Annotated in this window: 18 protein-coding genes; 10 read left to right on the top strand and 8 right to left on the bottom strand. The window is 60.4% G+C overall.

Annotated elements, in window-relative coordinates:
* Positions 1-6: 6 nt before the first annotated feature.
* The 7 genes from amaA to ACEN8R_RS21385 all read left to right on the top strand — a co-directional run bounded on the left by amaA (position 7) and on the right by ACEN8R_RS21385 (position 8,252).
* The gene (amaA, locus tag ACEN8R_RS21415) at positions 7-1,290 is read left to right on the top strand and encodes an L-pipecolate oxidase (RefSeq protein ID WP_018928480.1); all 1,284 of its coding nucleotides are present in this window, start codon (positions 7-9) and stop codon (positions 1,288-1,290) included.
* Positions 1,291-1,653: 363 nt separating this feature from the next.
* Positions 1,654-2,787, top strand: coding sequence for a branched-chain amino acid ABC transporter substrate-binding protein (locus tag ACEN8R_RS21410; RefSeq protein WP_018928479.1), 1,134 nt, complete (start codon positions 1,654-1,656; stop codon positions 2,785-2,787).
* Between the two features lie 171 nt (positions 2,788-2,958).
* Positions 2,959-3,873 (top strand): ABC transporter permease subunit, encoded by a 915-nt coding sequence (locus ACEN8R_RS21405; RefSeq protein WP_007939055.1) that lies wholly within the window; start codon positions 2,959-2,961, stop codon positions 3,871-3,873.
* Positions 3,874-3,876: 3 nt separating this feature from the next.
* Positions 3,877-5,157 (top strand): high-affinity branched-chain amino acid ABC transporter permease LivM, encoded by a 1,281-nt coding sequence (livM, locus tag ACEN8R_RS21400; RefSeq protein ID WP_018928478.1) that lies wholly within the window; start codon positions 3,877-3,879, stop codon positions 5,155-5,157.
* Positions 5,154-6,026, top strand: a complete 873-nt coding sequence (locus tag ACEN8R_RS21395; protein ID WP_018928477.1) for an ABC transporter ATP-binding protein — start codon at positions 5,154-5,156, stop codon at positions 6,024-6,026. Before livM ends, ACEN8R_RS21395 begins: the two co-directional genes overlap by 4 nt.
* Positions 6,023-6,739, top strand: a complete 717-nt coding sequence (locus tag ACEN8R_RS21390) for an ABC transporter ATP-binding protein (protein ID WP_018928476.1) — start codon at positions 6,023-6,025, stop codon at positions 6,737-6,739. The genes ACEN8R_RS21395 and ACEN8R_RS21390 overlap by 4 nt, the downstream gene beginning before the upstream one ends.
* Before the next feature lie 745 nt (positions 6,740-7,484).
* On the top strand, positions 7,485-8,252 hold the full coding sequence (locus tag ACEN8R_RS21385; protein WP_018928475.1) for an SDR family oxidoreductase: 768 nt from the start codon (positions 7,485-7,487) through the stop codon (positions 8,250-8,252).
* A gap of 120 nt (positions 8,253-8,372) precedes the next feature.
* Here ACEN8R_RS21385 and ACEN8R_RS21380 read toward each other — a convergent pair whose 3' ends face one another.
* The 7 genes from ACEN8R_RS21380 to ACEN8R_RS21350 all read right to left on the bottom strand — a co-directional run bounded on the left by ACEN8R_RS21380 (position 8,373) and on the right by ACEN8R_RS21350 (position 13,648).
* Positions 8,373-9,500 (bottom strand): AGE family epimerase/isomerase, encoded by a 1,128-nt coding sequence (locus ACEN8R_RS21380; protein WP_018928474.1) that lies wholly within the window; start codon positions 9,498-9,500, stop codon positions 8,373-8,375.
* A gap of 125 nt (positions 9,501-9,625) precedes the next feature.
* Positions 9,626-10,198: a HupE/UreJ family protein gene (locus tag ACEN8R_RS21375; RefSeq protein WP_018928473.1), complete on the bottom strand. Its 573-nt coding sequence runs from the start codon at positions 10,196-10,198 to the stop codon at positions 9,626-9,628.
* A gap of 28 nt (positions 10,199-10,226) precedes the next feature.
* Positions 10,227-10,841 (bottom strand): urease accessory protein UreG, encoded by a 615-nt coding sequence (ureG, locus tag ACEN8R_RS21370; RefSeq protein WP_018928472.1) that lies wholly within the window; start codon positions 10,839-10,841, stop codon positions 10,227-10,229.
* Positions 10,842-10,864: 23 nt separating this feature from the next.
* On the bottom strand, positions 10,865-11,539 hold the full coding sequence (locus tag ACEN8R_RS21365) for an urease accessory protein UreF (protein WP_018928471.1): 675 nt from the start codon (positions 11,537-11,539) through the stop codon (positions 10,865-10,867).
* Entirely contained in the window at positions 11,536-12,036 is a 501-nt protein-coding gene (ureE, locus tag ACEN8R_RS21360) for an urease accessory protein UreE (RefSeq protein ID WP_018928470.1), read from the bottom strand. The genes ACEN8R_RS21365 and ureE overlap by 4 nt, the downstream gene beginning before the upstream one ends.
* A 216-nt stretch (positions 12,037-12,252) precedes the next feature.
* Positions 12,253-12,885, bottom strand: coding sequence for a TetR family transcriptional regulator (locus ACEN8R_RS21355; RefSeq protein ID WP_018928469.1), 633 nt, complete (start codon positions 12,883-12,885; stop codon positions 12,253-12,255).
* A gap of 160 nt (positions 12,886-13,045) precedes the next feature.
* Positions 13,046-13,648, bottom strand: a complete 603-nt coding sequence (locus ACEN8R_RS21350) for a hypothetical protein (RefSeq protein WP_495624352.1) — start codon at positions 13,646-13,648, stop codon at positions 13,046-13,048.
* 379 nt (positions 13,649-14,027) lie between these two features.
* Here ACEN8R_RS21350 and ACEN8R_RS21345 point away from each other — a divergent pair, with 379 nt between their 5' ends.
* Positions 14,028-16,103: an AsmA family protein gene (locus ACEN8R_RS21345; protein ID WP_064616035.1), complete on the top strand. Its 2,076-nt coding sequence runs from the start codon at positions 14,028-14,030 to the stop codon at positions 16,101-16,103.
* Between the two features lie 25 nt (positions 16,104-16,128).
* Here ACEN8R_RS21345 and ACEN8R_RS21340 read toward each other — a convergent pair whose 3' ends face one another.
* Positions 16,129-17,073 (bottom strand): LysR substrate-binding domain-containing protein, encoded by a 945-nt coding sequence (locus tag ACEN8R_RS21340; RefSeq protein WP_018928466.1) that lies wholly within the window; start codon positions 17,071-17,073, stop codon positions 16,129-16,131.
* A gap of 121 nt (positions 17,074-17,194) precedes the next feature.
* Here ACEN8R_RS21340 and ACEN8R_RS21335 point away from each other — a divergent pair, with 121 nt between their 5' ends.
* Both ACEN8R_RS21335 and ACEN8R_RS21330 read left to right on the top strand, forming a co-directional pair.
* Entirely contained in the window at positions 17,195-17,833 is a 639-nt protein-coding gene (locus ACEN8R_RS21335) for an FMN-dependent NADH-azoreductase (RefSeq protein ID WP_495624351.1), read from the top strand.
* A complete protein-coding gene (locus ACEN8R_RS21330; RefSeq protein WP_007903452.1) occupies positions 17,834-18,139 on the top strand; it encodes a DMT family transporter in 306 nt (101 codons plus the stop codon).
* Positions 18,140-18,219 lie beyond the last annotated feature (80 nt).

Here is an 18,219-nt window from a genome sequence, read left to right as displayed (position 1 = left end):
CTGGCAATGCCGTTACGCGAAGAGTGTCTGTGGGAAAAACTGACGCCGCAAAGGCCCGACAATGCGGCGCTCAAGGGTGAGGTGACGGTGGATGTCTGCGTCATCGGTGCCGGTTTCACCGGGCTGTCGGCGGCGGTGCATCTGCTGGAGCAAGGCAAAAGTGTCTGTGTGCTGGAAGCGCATCGCGCCGGCCATGGCGGGTCGGGGCGTAACGTCGGGCTGGTCAACGCGGGGATGTGGATTCCTCCGGACGAAATCGAAGCCGGTTTTGGCAAGGCGGTCGGCAGTCAGCTCAACCGTATGCTCGGAGCCGCGCCGTCGCTGGTGTTCAGCCTGGTCGACAAATACAACATCGATTGCCAGTTGCGCCGCGAAGGCACGCTGCACATGGCGCACAACGCGCGTGGCGAGGCGGACCTGCGCAGTCGCGAAGAACAATGGAAACGTCGTGGGGCACCGGTGGAATTGTTGACCGGAGCTGCCTGCGAACAAGCCACGGGCACCAGGAAAATCGCCGCCGCGCTGCTCGACCGGCGTGCCGGCACGATCAACCCGATGGCCTACACCACGGGGCTGGCCAACGCGGCTATCGGCCTTGGCGGTCAGTTGTTCGATCATTCCCCGGTGACCCGACTCGAACGTCAGGGCCAGCGCTGGTCGGTGCAGACCGCCCAGGGTTCGGTGCTGGCCGAACAGGTGGTGATCGCCTCCAATGCCTATACCGAAGGCGACTGGACGGAGCTGCGTCGCAACTTCTTCCCCGGTTATTACTATCAAGTGGCTTCGGTGCCGCTGACCGAAGACGCCGCGCAGCAAATTCTGCCCGGTGGTCAGGGTTCCTGGGACACCCGGCAAGTGCTCAGCAGCATCCGTCGTGATGCCGAGGGGCGGTTGTTGCTCGGCAGTCTCGGCAATGGCAACCAGAAACCGACCTGGTTCCTCAAAGCCTGGGCCGATCGGGTTCAGCAGCATTACTTCCCCTACCTGAAACCGGTGGAATGGGAATGCACCTGGACCGGTTGCATCGCCTTCACCCCCGATCATTTGATGCGCCTGTTCGAGCCGGCACCGGGTCTGGTGGCCGTTACTGGTTACAACGGTCGAGGCGTGACCACCGGCACAGTGGTCGGCAAAGCCTTCGCCGACTACTTGTGTAACGGAAATCCTCAAGCCCTGCCGATTCCCTTCGCACCCATGCAGCCATTGGCGGGCGTGGGGCTGCGAAGCTGCCTGTATGAGGCCGGTTTTTCGCTGTATCACGCGGGCCAGTGCCTGCGGATCGTGATCTGATTGTTGAAATATGTTGCTGGAAGCAGCGCTTTTCAGCGAAGCGGCTAGCCTGTAATGGTGCGGGTTGTAGCAGTTGTGCACCGGCAGTGTGCAGTTCGGTGACGCGGGCTGTTACAGGCAGGTTGCACATCGTTTGGCGCTGCGGTTGCAATGATGGCGCATGCGGGTTGCGCCTTTTGAAATAAATGGTTTCACCTCCCGCGGTTTAGACGGTTGCACGCCCAATGAAAATGGGATCGAAACAGTCGAAATAACAAGAAAGCAGCGACTTTTTTCAGAATAAAAAACCGATGGCACGGCCCTTGCTCTGAGCATTCAGTGAAGTCGCAGTGCCAACTAAAAAAAACCTTGGAGCACCACCTCATGTCCCAGACGTTTTACAAGAAAGGCTTTCTGGCCCTCGCAGTGGCAGCTGCGTTGGGTGTTTCTGCGTTTGCACAGGCTGATGTGAAAATCGGTGTGGCCGGCCCTATGACAGGCGCCAACGCGGCATTTGGCGAGCAGTACATGAAGGGTGCACAGGCAGCCGCTGATGCGGTCAACGCCGCCGGCGGTGTCAACGGGGAAAAAATCGTACTGGTCAAAGGCGATGACGCCTGCGAGCCGAAGCAGGCTGTGACGGTCGCCAAAGACCTGACTGAAAAGAAAGTCGTTGGTGTGGTAGGTCACTTCTGCTCCTCGTCGACCATCCCTGCCTCCGAGATCTACGATGAAGCCGGCATCATCACGATCACCCCAGGTTCCACCAACCCCAAGGTGACCGAGCGCGGCCTGAGTGCCATGTTCCGCATGTGCGGGCGTGACGACCAGCAAGGTATCGTGGCTGGCGACTATATCGTCGACGTGCTCAAGGGCAAGAAAGTCGCCGTGCTGCACGACAAGGACACCTATGGCCAAGGCTTGGCAGATGCCACCAAGGCTCAACTGATCAAGCGCGGCGTAACGCCAGTGCTGTATGAAGGCCTGACTCGCGGCGAGAAAGACTTCAGCGCCGTCGTCACCAAGATCCGTGCGGCCGGTGCCGACGTGGTCTACTTCGGCGGCTTGCACCCGGAAGCCGGTCCACTGGTTCGGCAACTGCGTGAACAGGGCCTCAAAGACGTCAAGTTCATGTCCGATGACGGCATCGTGACTGACGAACTGGTGACCACCGCCGGTGGCCCACAGAACGTTGATGGCGTACTGATGACCTTCGGCGCCGACCCACGTCTGCTGCCAGACAGCAAGACCGTGGTAGACGCCTTCCGCAAGGCCGGCACCGAACCTGAAGGCTACACCTTGTACGCTTACGCTTCGGTCCAGACCCTGGCCGCAGCGTTCAATGGCGCCAAATCCAACAAGGGCGAAGACGCTGCCAAATGGCTGAAAGCCAACCCGGTCAAGACCGTCATGGGCGAGAAGACCTGGGACAGCAAGGGCGACCTGAAAGTCTCCGACTACGTGGTTTACAAGTGGGACAAGGACGGCAAATACCACCAGCTGGAAAAACAGAAGTGATATGAGCGGTTGATCTGCCCGGCGCCTTGCGCGCCGGGCAGTCCTGAAACATGTCCGTGCAGTACCTGTCTTTTCTCGTAGAGCTGCACACAACCGAGTTGCGCCGGCGGCTGAACCCCGGTCCGTCGCACCCGGCTTCTGTGCAGTCTCTCAAGTGCGTGAGATTGCGTTATGGATGGTATTTTCCTGCAGCAACTGGTCAACGGCCTGACCCTCGGGTCGGTCTATGGCCTGATCGCCATCGGCTACACAATGGTCTATGGCATCATCGGCATGATCAACTTCGCCCATGGCGAGGTTTACATGATCTCTGCGTACCTCGCGGCGATCAGTCTGGCTCTGCTGGCTTACTTCGGTATTGAATCCTTCCCGCTGCTGATGCTCGGCACCCTGGTTTTCACCATCATCGTCACCGCGGTGTATGGCTGGGTCATTGAGCGTGTCGCTTACAAACCGCTGCGCAACTCCACCCGACTGGCACCGCTGATCAGCGCCATCGGTATTTCCCTGATCCTGCAAAATTATGCACAGATCAGTCAGGGTGCCCGTCAACAGGGTGTACCAACACTGCTGACCGGTGCATGGCGAGTTGAAGTCGGGAGCGGCTTCGTTCAACTCACCTACACCAAAATCTTCATTCTGGTTGCCGCATTCGTCGGCATGGGCTTGCTGACCTATGTCATCAAGTACACCAAACTCGGCCGCATGTGCCGCGCCACCCAGCAAGACCGCAAGATGGCTTCGATCCTGGGGATCAACACCGATCGGGTGATTTCCTACGTGTTCATCATCGGTGCGGCGATGGCGGCCCTGGCCGGTGTGCTGATCACCATGAACTACGGCACGTTCGACTTCTACGCAGGCTTTGTCATCGGGATCAAGGCGTTCACCGCGGCAGTGCTCGGCGGGATCGGCTCACTGCCCGGCGCCATGCTGGGGGGGATCATTCTCGGGATCTCCGAGTCGCTGTTCTCGGGGCTGGTCAACTCGGATTACAAAGACGTTTTCAGCTTCTCGCTGCTCGTTCTTGTTCTGGTCTTTCGGCCTCAAGGCCTGCTTGGCCGTCCTCTTGTGTCGAAGGTGTAAGCGATGTCTTCAACCACTAAAACCATTGATGTCAAAAAAAGCCTGGTTGACGCGATTCTTGCCGGCCTCATCGCCCTGATTGTGTTCGGCCCGATTGTTGGTGTGGTCCTCGACGGCTACGGCTTCAACCTGCAGCCGACGCGCGTGGCATGGATAGTCGCCATCGTTATGGCTGGCCGCTTTGCCCTGAGCCTATTCTTGCAAACCCCCAAAGGCCTGAGAATTCTCGAAGGCTTCGAGAGCACCGGTTCCGGGGTTCATGTTCTGGCGCCTGATTACAAATCCCGGTTGCGCTGGGTCGTCCCGCTGGTGATCGTTGTCGCCGTGGTATTCCCGTTCTTCTCCAACTCTTACCTGTTGGGCGTGGTCATCCTTGGGTTGATCTACGTGCTGCTGGGCCTGGGCCTGAACATCGTGGTCGGCCTGGCCGGCCTGCTCGACCTGGGTTATGTGGCGTTCTATGCCATCGGTGCCTACGGCCTGGCGCTCGGTTACCAATATCTGGGGCTGGGCTTCTGGACGGTGCTGCCTTTGGCGGCGATCACTGCCGGGCTGGCGGGGTGCATCCTGGGTTTCCCGGTGCTGCGTCTGCACGGCGACTATCTGGCAATCGTGACCCTGGGCTTTGGTGAAATCATCCGATTGATCCTCAACAACTGGTTGTCCCTGACCGGTGGCCCGAATGGCATGGCGGCGCCGTTGCCAACTTTCTTCGGTCTCGAATTCGGAAAGCGGGCAAAGGACGGCGGGGTACCTTTTCATGAGTTCTTCGGCATCGCCTACAACCCGGACGTGAAGTACTACTTCATTTATGCGGTGTTGTTCCTGGTGGTGCTGGCCGTGCTGTACATCAAGCATCGCTTGACCCGCATGCCGGTCGGTCGCGCATGGGAAGCTTTGCGTGAAGACGAAATCGCCTGTCGCTCCATGGGTCTGAATCACGTACTGGTCAAACTGTCGGCGTTCACCATCGGCGCATCGACGGCGGGCCTGGCCGGCGTGTTCTTCGCGACCTATCAGGGCTTTGTGAACCCGACCTCGTTCACCTTCTTCGAATCGGCATTGATCCTCGCCATCGTGGTACTTGGCGGCATGGGTTCGACCATCGGCGTGGTGATGGCAGCATTCGTGTTGACCGTCGCCCCGGAACTGCTGCGCGGCTTCGCTGAATATCGCGTGCTGCTGTTCGGCATCCTGATGGTGTTGATGATGATTTGGCGACCGCGCGGCCTGATCCGGATCAGCCGTACCGGTGTGACCCCGCGTAAAGGAGTAGCGCCATGAGTGAAGTCGTACTCTCGGTCGAGAACCTGATGATGCACTTCGGTGGCATCAAGGCGTTGAGTGACGTCAGCCTGAAGGTCAAGCGCAACTCGATCTTCGCGTTGATCGGCCCCAACGGCGCGGGCAAGACCACTGTGTTCAACTGCTTGACCGGGTTCTATAAAGCGTCCGGCGGGCATATCGAGCTCAACACCCGTGGGGTGAAGACCAACGTCATCAAAATGCTCGGAGAGCCGTTCAAGGCAACCGATTTCGTTTCGCCGAAAAGCTTCATCAGCCGGCTCCACTACAAGATGTTCGGTGGCACGCACCTGATCAACCGTGCCGGTCTGGCGCGGACTTTCCAGAACATTCGCCTGTTCAAGGAGATGTCGGTACTGGAAAACCTGCTGGTAGCCCAGCACATGTGGGTCAACCGCGGCATGCTGGCCGGCATCCTCAACACCAAGGGTTATCGCAAGGCCGAAAGCGATGCACTGGACCACGCCTTCTACTGGCTGGAAGTGGTGGACCTGGTGGACTGCGCCAACCGTCTGGCCGGTGAACTGTCCTATGGTCAGCAACGCCGTCTGGAGATCGCCCGGGCCATGTGTACCCGGCCGCAGATCATCTGCCTCGACGAACCGGCCGCCGGTCTCAACCCTCAGGAAACCGAAGCGCTGAGCGCGATGATCCGGCTGCTGCGTGACGAGCATGATCTGACCGTGGTGTTGATCGAGCACGACATGGGCATGGTCATGAGCATTTCCGACCACATCGTGGTGCTGGACCACGGCGTTGTCATCGCCGAGGGCGGGCCTGATGCGATCCGACACGATCCGAAAGTGATTGCCGCCTACCTGGGCGCCGACGAAGAGGAACTGGTATGAGTCAACCGATCCTCGAACTGAAAGATATCGACGTGTTCTACGGACCGATCCAGGCCCTGAAGAAAGTCTCGTTGCACATCAATGAAGGGGAGACCGTCAGCCTGATCGGCTCCAACGGTGCCGGCAAGTCGACCCTGCTGATGTCGATTTTCGGTCAGCCACGGGCGACTGACGGGCAAATCGTCTATCAGGGTGTGGATATCACTCACAAGTCGTCCCACTACATCGCCTCCAACGGTATCGCTCAGTCGCCGGAAGGCCGTCGGGTGTTCCCCGACATGACCGTCGAGGAAAACCTGCTGATGGGCACCATCCCGATCGGTGACAAGTACGCCGCCGAGGACATGGAGCGCATGTTCGAGCTGTTTCCGCGGCTCAAGGAACGGCGTAATCAGCGGGCCATGACCATGTCTGGTGGCGAGCAGCAAATGCTCGCCATTGCCCGGGCGTTGATGAGCCGCCCCAAGCTGTTGCTGCTCGATGAGCCGAGCCTGGGGCTGGCGCCGATTGTGGTGAAACAGATCTTCGCGACCCTGCGGGAACTGGCCAAGACGGGCATGACCATCTTTTTGGTGGAGCAGAACGCCAACCACGCCCTCAAGCTGTCGGACCGGGCGTACGTGATGGTCAACGGGCAGATCCGCCTCACCGGCACCGGCAAGGAGCTGCTGGTGAACGAGGAGGTGCGTAACGCCTATCTCGGCGGGCACTAAACCGAAGAGCCTGGAAAACGCCCTGACGAACTCAGGGCGTTTTTTTATGCCCGCACAATCCCTACACGAGGCTGTGGTTTGAGGTAAAGGGAAATTGTGGAAAACAATATTCATGACCTCTCAAAGCGCGACATAAAGCCGCTGCAAATTGCTGTTTTGTCACGGTTTTGACTTGTCCCCGTTTGCTGTGGAGCTGGCTGTGAATAACGTGGGAGTAGCTGGCTGTAAGCCTTTGAATACGTGGCTTTCAGAGGGATGGCTGTTTTTTGATCAGGTGCTTTTGGCGAACCTGAAGTGGGCATTGTCAACCTTTTTGTTATGAGCGAAGCCGGTGTGAGCCGAGGTGGACAAGCCTGTGGATAAGTCTGTGGTTAAACTCTGGAAAGACTCGGCTGAGGGCCGTGGTTGCTGGCTTGGCGCCATCGTCGCTATGACCGCTCAGTCGTGCAAGTTGCCCTGGACTACACAGCGGATGCCTCAGGGTCAAGCAAAAAACTTTCAAATATGCCCGCAAAGCCTTGTGGATAGCGGCTTGCAGCTTTTCCACTTGCCCCCGGAAACTGTGGACCGGCCTGTGGATAAGGTGCGCGTACATGGCTGCAAGCCACGGGGCATGGGGTGTTGCCAGCATTGATCATTTTTTGTACGGTTTTTGCCATGGTTGCCGCTGTGGAAAAGGCCGGGCATGCTGCCGGTTGATTTTCTATTCCAAGGGCTGACTGTCAGCCGACGCAAGGAGAACACGATGTCCAACACCCTGTTTATTACCGGCGCGACCTCCGGTTTTGGTGAAGCCTGTGCCCGTCGTTTTGCCGAGGCCGGCTGGAAACTGGTGCTGACAGGTCGTCGTGAAGAGCGCCTCAATGCCCTGTGCGCCGAGTTGTCGAAACAGACCGAGGTCCATGGCCTGGTGCTCGACGTACGGGACCGCAAGGCCATGGAGGAGGCGATTGCCAACCTGCCGCCATCCTTCGCCAAGCTGCGCGGGCTGATCAACAACGCCGGCCTGGCCCTGGGTGTGGACCCGGCGCCCAAGTGCAATCTCGATGATTGGGACACCATGGTCGACACCAACATCAAAGGCCTGATGTACAGCACCCGCCTGTTGCTGCCACGTTTGATCGCTCATGGTCGTGGCGCCAGCATCGTCAACCTCGGCTCCATCGCCGGCAACTACCCGTACCCGGGCAGCCACGTGTATGGCGCGAGCAAGGCGTTCGTCAAACAGTTCTCCCTGAACCTGCGCTGCGACCTGCAAGGTACGGGCGTGCGGGTCAGCAACATCGAGCCGGGCCTGTGCGAGAGCGAGTTCTCGCTGGTGCGTTTCGCCGGTGACCAGGAGCGTTACAACGCCACTTACGCCGGTGCCGACCCGATCCAGCCGCAAGACATCGCCGAGACCATTTTCTGGGTGCTCAACGCACCGGCCCACATCAACATCAACAGCCTTGAGCTGATGCCGGTGAGCCAGACCTGGAGTGGGTTTGCCATTGAGCGTAATGCCAAGGTGTAAGACCGAGTAACGGCTGTTCGCGGGCAAGCCTCGCTCCTACGGATTATGTGTTGTTCGCAGAGTCGCGATTCAACATAAAACCTGTAGGAGCGAGGCTTGCCCGCGAAAACAATTTTTCAGTCAGCGCAAATACTCGGCCAGCCCGCGATAGCAGGTTGCCAAGTGATAAGGCGTGGTCGAAGGCATGTCCTTGCGGCTCACTTCGCCCTGCTCATCGCGACACTCATACCAACCGCCCGCATGCAGAAAGCTTTGTTGCAACGCCTGCAATTGGCGTTGCACCGATGCTTCGCTGTCCGGGCGCAAGGTCAGGGCGCGCAGGTATTCGGCTTGAGCCCAGATGCGTTGGGTTGCGTCACGAGGGTGATCATCCAGTTCCAGCATCGCTCGCACGGCACCGGTCTGCTGATCGACACCCCGTTGCTCGGTGAACGCAAACGCGCGCTCCAGCGAGGCATGCAGTGTCGAGCCGCGCAGCAATGGCGAGGATTGCAGCAGGAAATACCATTCGAACTGATGGCCCGGCTCGAACCAGTTATCCACAGCTCCCAGCGGCTTCTCCATCAACACCGCATGTCGCGGGTCGATGAAACGCTTTTGCATGGCTGTGCATAACTCGATGAGTGCGTTCTGCACAGCCGCGTCTTCGCGCACCGACAGGGTGGCGAGGAAGGCTTCGGCCAAATGCATCAGCGGGTTCTGCAATGGCCCGGAGTCGAGCGAGGACCAATCACGGTCCAGGCTGGCTTCGTACAGGCCGTCGCCCGTGGCGAAACGCTGCGCCACCACTTCCAGCGCGGCATTGAGTACCGACTCCACCAGCGGTTCGCGAACCTTGTCCCAATAATGGGCGCAAGCGAACAGGATGAAGGCGTGGGTGTAGAGGTCTTTGCGCTGGTCCAGCGGCGTACCTTGCGGGTCGATGCTGTAGAACCAGCCGCCATGCTCGGCATCGTGGAAATGCCGTTGCAAGGAACGAAACAGCGCCGCCGCGCGCTCTTCAGCCTTGGGCACCTGGCCGATCAGGCTGGAGAACAAATACAGCTGCCGCGCGCAGGCCATGGCCCGGTAGCGCTGAGGGGGCAGCGGTTTATGCTCGGCATCCAGCGCCTCATAAGGCAACGCCATGTCGGCGTTCCAGCCGGGGCCCTGCCAGAGCGGCACGATCACGTCCTGGAAGTGCTGATGCACTGAGGCGAACAGGGCGGTCAATTCAGGCTGGGAGGCAGAGCGGGAAACATGCGGCATTGGCTGGCGTCGTCACGGCAGGGTTAATTGCGCGACATGTTAGCAGGCCTTAGAGATGCGGTGTCTGTCAGGCCGCCTTCGCGGGCAAGTCGGATCGCGAAGGGGCCAGTTCAGACGCTAGAGAATCAACCCGCGAGCAACCAGACTCCGGTTGCCGCCGACGCCGCACCCGCCAGCCGAACCAATGGTGCCGCGGCCTGAGGCAAGACGCGAACCATCGCATAACCCGCGGCATGCAACGCCGCTGTCGCTGCCACAAACCCTGCGGCATACGCCCAGGGACTGGACATGTCCGGCAATTCCAGACCATGCGCCACGCCATGAAACAGCGCGAACAACGCGGTCGCCGCCACCGCCAGGCTCAGCGGCGGACGCACTGCCAACGCCACCGCCAGGCCCAGCGCCAATACCGATGCCGCAATCCCGCTTTCCAGCGCCGGCAGGTTCAGTCCTTCAAAACCCAGCAAGCCGCCGATCAACATGGTGCCCACGAATGTGCACGGCAGGGCCCAGCGCGCAGCGCCTTTCTGCTGCGCCGCCCACAACCCCACGGCAACCATCGCCAGCAAGTGATCGAGGCCGCCGATCGGGTGGCTGATGCCGGCGATCAAGCCGTTGTCGCCATGGCCCGGGTGGGCGAAGGCAATGGCTGGGGTCAGCAGCAGGGCCATGGCGCCCAGAATGCGTTTCAGTGTCATGGATAAGCTTCCTTGTTGATAAGTGTGATCAGGCCGCAGTCAGCAGGCCCTGGCGTTCGATAAAGGCGATGATTTCTTCAAGACCCTGGCCGGTTTTCTGGTTGCTGAAGACAAACGGCTTGCCGTTGCGCATGCGTTGGGTGTCGCTGTCCATCATCTCCAGCGACGCGCCTACCAGCGGCGCCAGGTCGATCTTGTTGATCACCAGCAGGTCGGATTTGCAGATGCCGGGGCCACCCTTGCGCGGCAGCTTGTCGCCGGCGGAGACATCGATCACGTAAATGGTCAGGTCGGACAGCTCCGGGCTGAAGGTCGCCGAGAGGTTGTCGCCGCCGGATTCCACCAGGATCAGATCCAGCCCCGGAAAGCGCCGGTTCAGTTGGTCCACGGCTTCGAGGTTGATCGAGGCGTCTTCGCGGATCGCCGTGTGCGGGCAGCCGCCGGTTTCCACGCCGATGATCCGCTCCGGCGCCAAGGCTTCGTTGCGCACCAGAAAGTCAGCGTCTTCGCGGGTATAGATGTCGTTGGTCACGACGGCCAGGTTGTAGCGTTCGCGCAGGGCCAGGCACAGGGCCAGGGTCAAGGCGGTTTTGCCGGAGCCGACCGGGCCGCCGATGCCGACGCGCAGGGGTTGTGTGTTCATGTGATTCTCCAAACTAAAAGGCCCTAGGAACGGAACAGACGGCTGTACTGGCGCTCATGGGCCATGCACGCCAGGGACAGACCGAAAGCGGCGCTGCCAACGTGTTCGAGATTGATTCGGCTGGCGTCTTGCTGCGCCTGTTGCAGCAACGGCAGCAGTTCGCTGGTCAGGCGTTGTGCGGCTTGCTGGCCCAACGGCAGGGTTTTCATCAACACCGCCAGTTGGTTTTCCAGCCAGCTCCAGAGCCAGGCGGCCAGCGCATCTTGCGGGTTGATGTTCCAGGCGCGAGCCGCCAGCGCCCAGCCGAGAGCCAAGTGCGGTTCAGGGCGTTGCTCGAGAAAGGCGCGAGCAGGCTCATCCAGCTCCGGCAAGCCGTTGAGCAGCTGCTGCAGCGAATAGCCCATCTGCCGGCTCTCCTGATGCAGCTCACGTGTTTCGCGGCTGGCGCGATGCTCTTCGCAGCGTTGCAGCAACTCGGCCCAGTTTTCTTCGGCTGCGGCGGTGCAATGGGCGAGCAGTAGCGGTGCTTCGAAACGCGCCAGGTTCAGCAGTAATTGATCGCTGATCCAGCGTCGCGCGCTGTCGGGATCATTGACCCGGCCGTTATCCACCGCCATTTCCAGGCCCTGGGAATAGCTGTAGCCGCCAATTGGCAGCTGCGGGCTGGCCAGGCGCAGCAGCGCCCAGGCGGGGTTCATAAGCGCACGCCGAACTGGTGCAGTTTCGGCGGGTAGTTGAAGTCCTCGTCACCGTGGCGCGAGTGGTGATGGCCGCCACCGTAGGCACCGTGTTCCGGCTGGAACGGCGCTTCGATGTTCTCGGCCTTGGCGCCAAGCTGTTCGAGCATGGCCTTGAGCACGTAATCATCGAGCAGGCGCAACCAGCCGTCGCCGACTTGCAGGGCCACGTGGCGATTGCCCAGATGATAGGCGGCGCGGGTCAGTTCGAACGCATTGGCGCAGGTGACGTGCAGCAGTTGTTCGGGGCGAGCACAGACGCGAACGACGCGCCCGTCTTCGGCTTGCAGGCATTCGCCGTCATGCAGCGGCGGCTGGCCGCGCTCCAGAAACAAGCCGACGTCTTCACCCTCGGCACTGAAACAGCGCAAGCGACTTTTGCTCCTGGCTTCGAAGGTCAGGTGCAACTCGGCGGCCCAGACGGGTTGAGGGTCGATTCTGCGATGAATCACCAGCATCGGAAGGCTTCCAGCAATGAACAATGTTCAGGCTAGAGCAAGGGGCTTGCCAATCGGGTGAGAGGTAGGAAATGCCTGTCAGAGCGACGGGGGAGACTCACAATGTTGCAGGACTTTGATTGAAGTTGGTGCGTAGCGGGTGTTTGAGCACCAATTTGCAGCGCACAAAAAAAGATCGCAGCCTTCCGCCGAAGGCTGCGATCTTTTTCTAACGGGTTACTCGGTACTTCCGAGTCCCTGCCAATGCTTCAGCCCGATAAAGATAAACCGCAACTGCTGGGTAATTTTCGCCTGGGGTGTCAGGTGCTCGGGCAATGCTTCGGCCGGCGGATCGATGATGTCCGGCAGGGTCGCGAACACGCTTTTGACGATCAGATCGGCCATGACGCTCAGGCCGGCGATGTCCAGATGCTGCAGTTTGGGCATCAGCGACAAATCGGCCGCCAGGTCCGAGCTGATGTCCTCGCGCAGGCGGCCGATGGCCTGGCGCACCGGCAGCGAGCCGCCGTACTGCTCTCGGGCAAGAAACAGGAACTGCGAGCGATTGGCCGTGACCACGTCGAGAAAGATCCGCACCGAGGCATCGATAATACCGCCCATGACGAACTCGTTATGGCGCACCAGGCGGATGGTTTCGCGGAAGGTCTGGCCGACTTCGCACACCAGCGCCAGGCCCAATTCGTCCATGTCGGCGAAGTGCCGGTAGAAACCAGTGGGCACGATCCCGGCGGTTCGCGTCACTTCACGCAGGCTCAAGCTGCCGAATCCTCGGCCGCTTTCCATCAGGTGGCGGGCAGCGTCCATCAGGGCGTTGCGGGTCTGTTGTTTCTGTTCGGCGCGGGGCAGCATCGCAAGGGTGTTTTCTGGACAGGGACAGCGGCGCACTCTAGCAAATCGGCTTCGCTGGCGTCGAACGGACTGTCGGGGGGATCACGCGGGGAAAACGCAGCTTCTATAAAGTCAAAAGCCCAATCCGGGGATTGGGCTTTTTTTCCAGGCCGCCATGGGCTTAGCTCACAGCGCTGTTGCGTTCGATCACACGGTCACCACCACCTTCAGCAAGGGTTTGGCCTTGTGGAGTGCGGTCGGCACCGTCAGCCGCCAGGGTTTGGCCTTGTGGAGTGCGGTCGGCACCGTCAGCAGCCAGGGTTTGGCCTTGTGGAGTGCGGTCGGCACCGTCAGCAGCCAGGGTTTGGCCTTGTGGAGTGCGGTCGGCACCGTCAGCAGCCAGGGTTTGGCCTTGTGGAGTGCGGTCAGTACCGTCAGCCGCCAGGGTTTGGCCTTGTGGGGTACGGTCAGTACCGTCAGCCGCCAGGGTTTGGCCTTGTGGGGTACGGTCGGTACCGTCAGCCGCCAGAGTTTGGCCTTGTGGGGTACGGTCGGTACCGTCAGCAGCCAGGGTTTGGCCCTGTGGAGTGCGATCCGAGCCATCCTGGGTGATCAGGCCTTTTTCTTTCAGGCGCTCGTTACCGTTGGCACCATCGGCAACGGTCTGGCTGAACACCGAGTGGCTGTCTTTGACTTGTGGAGTGGCCTGATCGGCAGCCGGCAGAGCAAAAGCGGTGCTGGCTAACATTGAGAGGGTCAGGCTAAGCAGTAATTCGCGTTTCATGATGGGTTGCTCCTTGGGAGGGCGATAAAGTGGGTACGAGGTCAATGCTACTCTCGATAAGTCGATATAAAAGTTCATAAACGCAATGGTAATAATCAACGGAATTGATTGTTTGGCCGAGCGGCTCTAGAACGGGCGTTTCCGGCGAACGTTTTTGCACTGAGGTGGGTATTTTCGACTCATTTTCGCCTCGCAAAAGTGCGGGGTCGGTAACGCTGAAAAGGGAGGGGCGAGACGGCTATTTGCGTTCGAATCGGCCTTCGGGTTAAACCTGCGGGCCGTTTTCCAGTCGTACATTTCATGGCAGGCCGGTTCTGGCCTAACGTTTCATCAGTGCGTCGCTGTCAGGGCGCTCAGTCGTATTCAGGAGCTCTGTGCAATGACGCGCACTCGTAAAATGCTTGCCTGGACCTCCGCCAGCCTCGTTGTGCTGCTGGCCGTCCTGGTGTTGATCATCGCGTTCTTCGATTGGAACCGGATCAAACCGCCCCTTAACGCCAAAGTCTCCGAAGAACTGCATCGTCCGTTCGCCATCAATGGCAACCTCGCGGTGGTCTGGCAGCGCGAGCCCGACGAAGGCGGCTGGCGGGCCTGGGTACCGTGGCCGCATGTGGTGGCCGAGGACCTGAGCCTGGGCAACCCGGACTGGTCGAAGCAACCGCAGATGGCCACCCTCAAACGCGTCGAGCTGCGTATTTCACCGCTGGCCTTGCTGACACAGCGGGTGACGATCCCGCGTATCGACCTGACCGAGCCCAATGCCGACCTGCAGCGTCTTGCCGACGGCCGCGCCAACTGGACATTCAAGTTCGACCCCAAGGATCCGAATGCCGAGCCTTCTAACTGGGTGCTGGACATCGGTGCCATCGGCTTCGACAAGGGCCATGTCACGCTCGACGACCAGAGCCTGAAAACCCGCCTCGACTTGCTTATCGATCCGCTGGGCAAGCCGATTCCGTTCAGTGACATCGTCGGCGACAAAGCGGCGAAAACCGCGCTTGAGAAGGGCGGTTCGCCGCAGGATTACGCGTTCGCGTTGAAGGTCAAAGGCCAATACCACGGCCAGAATCTGGCCGGCCAAGGCAAAATCGGTGGTTTGCTGGCCCTACAGGATGCCGCCAAGCCGTTCCCGCTTCATGCGCAAATGAAGATTGCCGACACCAGCGTCGAACTGGCCGGCACGCTCACCGACCCATTGAACCTCGGCGCCCTGGATCTGCGCCTGAAACTGGCCGGTGCCAGCCTGGGCAATCTCTATCCGCTGATCGGCGTGACCCTGCCGGATACCCCGCCGTACGCCACGGATGGGCATTTGACCGCCAAGTTGCATGAGTCGGGCGGGGCGGTGTACCGCTATGAGGACTTCAACGGCAAGATCGGCGAGAGCGATATCCATGGCAACCTGGCTTATGTCGCGAGTCAACCGCGGCCCAAGCTCAGCGGGGCGGTGGAGTCCAATCAACTGTTGTTTGCCGACCTGGCCCCACTGATCGGCGCCGACTCCAATGCCAAGCAAAAGGCCCGCGGCGGTGAAAGCAAACAGCCGGCGGACAAGATTCTGCCGGTCGAGGAATTCAAGACCGAGCGCTGGCGCGATATGGACGCTGACGTCGAGTTCACTGGCAAGCGCATTGTCCACAGCGAAAAACTGCCGTTCAACGACCTCTACACCCATTTGGTGCTGACGGATGGTGTGCTCAGTCTCGAGCCCCTGCGTTTCGGCGTGGCGGGCGGCAATCTGGATGCGCAGATTCGTCTGAACGGGCGCGCCGAGCCATTGGAAGGCCGGGCCAAACTGACCGCGCGCAAGTTCAAGCTCAAACAGTTGTTCCCGTCCATTGAACGGATGAAAACCAGTTTCGGTGAGCTCAATGGCGACGCCGACCTTACCGGTCGTGGCAACTCGGTGGCCAAGCTGCTGGGCACTGCCGACGGCAATTTGAAGATGCTGATCAATGATGGCGCCATCAGTCGCGAGCTGATGGAGCTGGCCGGGCTCAATGTCGGCAACTATGTGGTCGGGAAAATCTTTGGCGACAAGGAAGTGAAGATCAACTGCGCGGCGGCCAATTTCGACATCAAGAGCGGTCTGGCGACCACGCAGTTGTTCGTCTTCGATACCGAGAACGCGATTGTCTACATCGATGGCACGGCGAACATGGCGACCGAGCAACTGGACCTGACCATCAGCCCGGAATCCAAGGGCTGGCGCTTGATTTCGTTGCGTTCGCCACTGTATGTGCGGGGTAAGTTCATCAAGCCGGATGCGGGGGTGAAAGCGGTGCCGCTGATGCTGCGCGGGGCCGGGATGGTGGCGTTGGGTGTGATTGCCGCGCCGGCGGCGGGTTTGCTGGCGCTGATCGCGCCGAGTGCTGGCGAGCCGAATCAATGTGCGCCGTTGCTGGAGCAGATGAAGGCGGGCAAGGCGCCGGTGACGGTCAAGCCCACCCGGTAGATCAAAAGATCTCAGCCTGCGGCCGCTACATTGGAACGCGTTCCCCTGCAGGAGCTGCCGCGGGCTTCGATCTTGGCAATAGACCAGACAATCGAGCTTCCTCCTGCAACCACGCAAAAAACGCCCGCACCGGCGGATGCCGTTCGCGCCCTGGAACGCACAGTGCGCTGTATCCGGCCCCGTCGACCTGAATCTCACCCCGGTAAGGCAGCAATAAGCCGCTGGCCACACTCTCCGACACCAAAATATTGCTCGCCAGCACCAAACCTTGCCCGGCAATGGCGGCTTGCAGGGCGTAATGCTCTTCGTCGTATTCACGCACCGCTGGCTGTCCGGCCAGCCAGGTTTCGCCGGATTGCGCGCACCAGGCTTCCCAGCCGTGGGCATACAGTTTGGAGTTATGCCACTGCACGCTGATCAGGGTGGGTACCCGACGGGTCGCCAGGGCCACTTGTTCAGGCGAGCCATAAACCCCGAAGGACTCGTCGAACAGGCACAACCCATACAGGTTCGGGTAGTCGTCTTGGCTGTAGCGCAGCACCAGATCGACGCTGGCGTCCTGATGCAAATCGATGACTTCGCAGTGAGTGTCCAGCCGCACGCTGATGTGCGGATGCCGGGCATAAAACCGTCCCAGCCGCGGCACCAGCCAAAGGGCGGCGAAAGCGGCGGTGGTGGAGATCGTCAGGCTCGTGCCGCTGCGTTGCGGGCGCAAGGTATCGACGCTTTGTGCCACCTCCAGCAGGGCGCCATGCAGGCTACGGAATAGCCGTTCGCCGCACTCGGTCAGGCGCACCTGGCGTGGCAGTCGTTCGAACAGCGGCACGCCGAGCCAGTTTTCCAGGGAGCGGATCTGGTGGGAAACCGCCGTCGGCGTCACGGACAGCTCTTCGGCGGCAGCCTTGAAACTCAGCAGGCGCGAGGCGGATTCGAAGGCCCGCAGGGCGGTCAACGGCAACGAGGCAAACATTTAAAACTCCATGGGTGAAATAGATTCATCCAGACTGATTTTTGCTCATTTGAAGGCAGGCGGCTGTGCGCTTCAAGCTGCAACCACAAGCCGTTTCAGTTTAGCCCTCAAGGAGATTCAGATGAGCACAATTCTTGCCATTCACGCCAGCCCCCGTGGCGAACGCTCTCACTCGCGGCGGTTGGCCGAGGTGTTTCTTTCAGCCTGGCAGGTCCGTAACCCGCAGTCGCAATTGACCCGCCGTGAAGTCGGCCGGGCATTGATCCCGGCCGCCAACGAAGCCTTCGTAGCGGCTGCTTTTCATCCGGAGCCTCAAGCGCGACCGTTGTCGATGCAGGCCGACCTGGCACTCAGCGATGAGTTGGTGGGTGAGTTGCTCGGCCATGATCTGCTGGTGATTTCCACCCCGATGTACAACTTCAGCGTGCCCAGTGGCCTCAAGGCCTGGATCGACCAGATTGTGCGGCTCGGGCTGACGTTCAATCACACCCTGGACAACGGCATCGCGCAGTACGAACCGCTGGTGCGGGGCAAGAAGGCATTGATCGTCACCAGTCGCGGCGGGTTTGGCTTCGGCCCCGGCGGTGAGCTTGAAGCGATGAACCATGCCGACCCGTTGCTGCGCACGGCACTGGGGTTCATCGGCATCACTGACGTCACGGTTGTCGCCGCCGAGGGCGAGGAGTCCGCCGAGCGCACCTTCCAGGTTTCCGTAGCCGAGGCCGAACAGCGTTTGCTGGCGCTGGCCAGGGAGTTCTAGATGGCCTGGCTGTTCCTGCTGATTGCCGCCGGGTTCGAGGTCACCTTCGCCATGGGCATGAAATACGCCGAAGGCTTCACCCGGCTCTGGCCTTCGGTGATCACCGTGGTGGCGGCCGTGGGTGGGATCTATTTCCTGACCTTGGCCATGCGCGAATTGCCCGTGAGCATCGCCTACCCGATCTGGACCGCCATCGGTTCATTGGGCACGGTGTTCCTCGGCTTTGCGCTGCTGGGCGAAAGCCTGACCGCGCTCAAACTGGTGTCGGTCGGGCTGATTGTGGCGGGCGTAGTGGGGTTGAAGTAGGGTGGATGTCATAGATTGGTCACCGGGTTGTCATCTTGGGTGGCGATGCTTGGCTGAGGCCTTGCATCCAGCCTTGCTTC

The organism is Pseudomonas sp. Pseusp15 (assembly GCF_059492165.1).
This window is presented reverse-complemented; position numbering and strand designations above follow the sequence as displayed.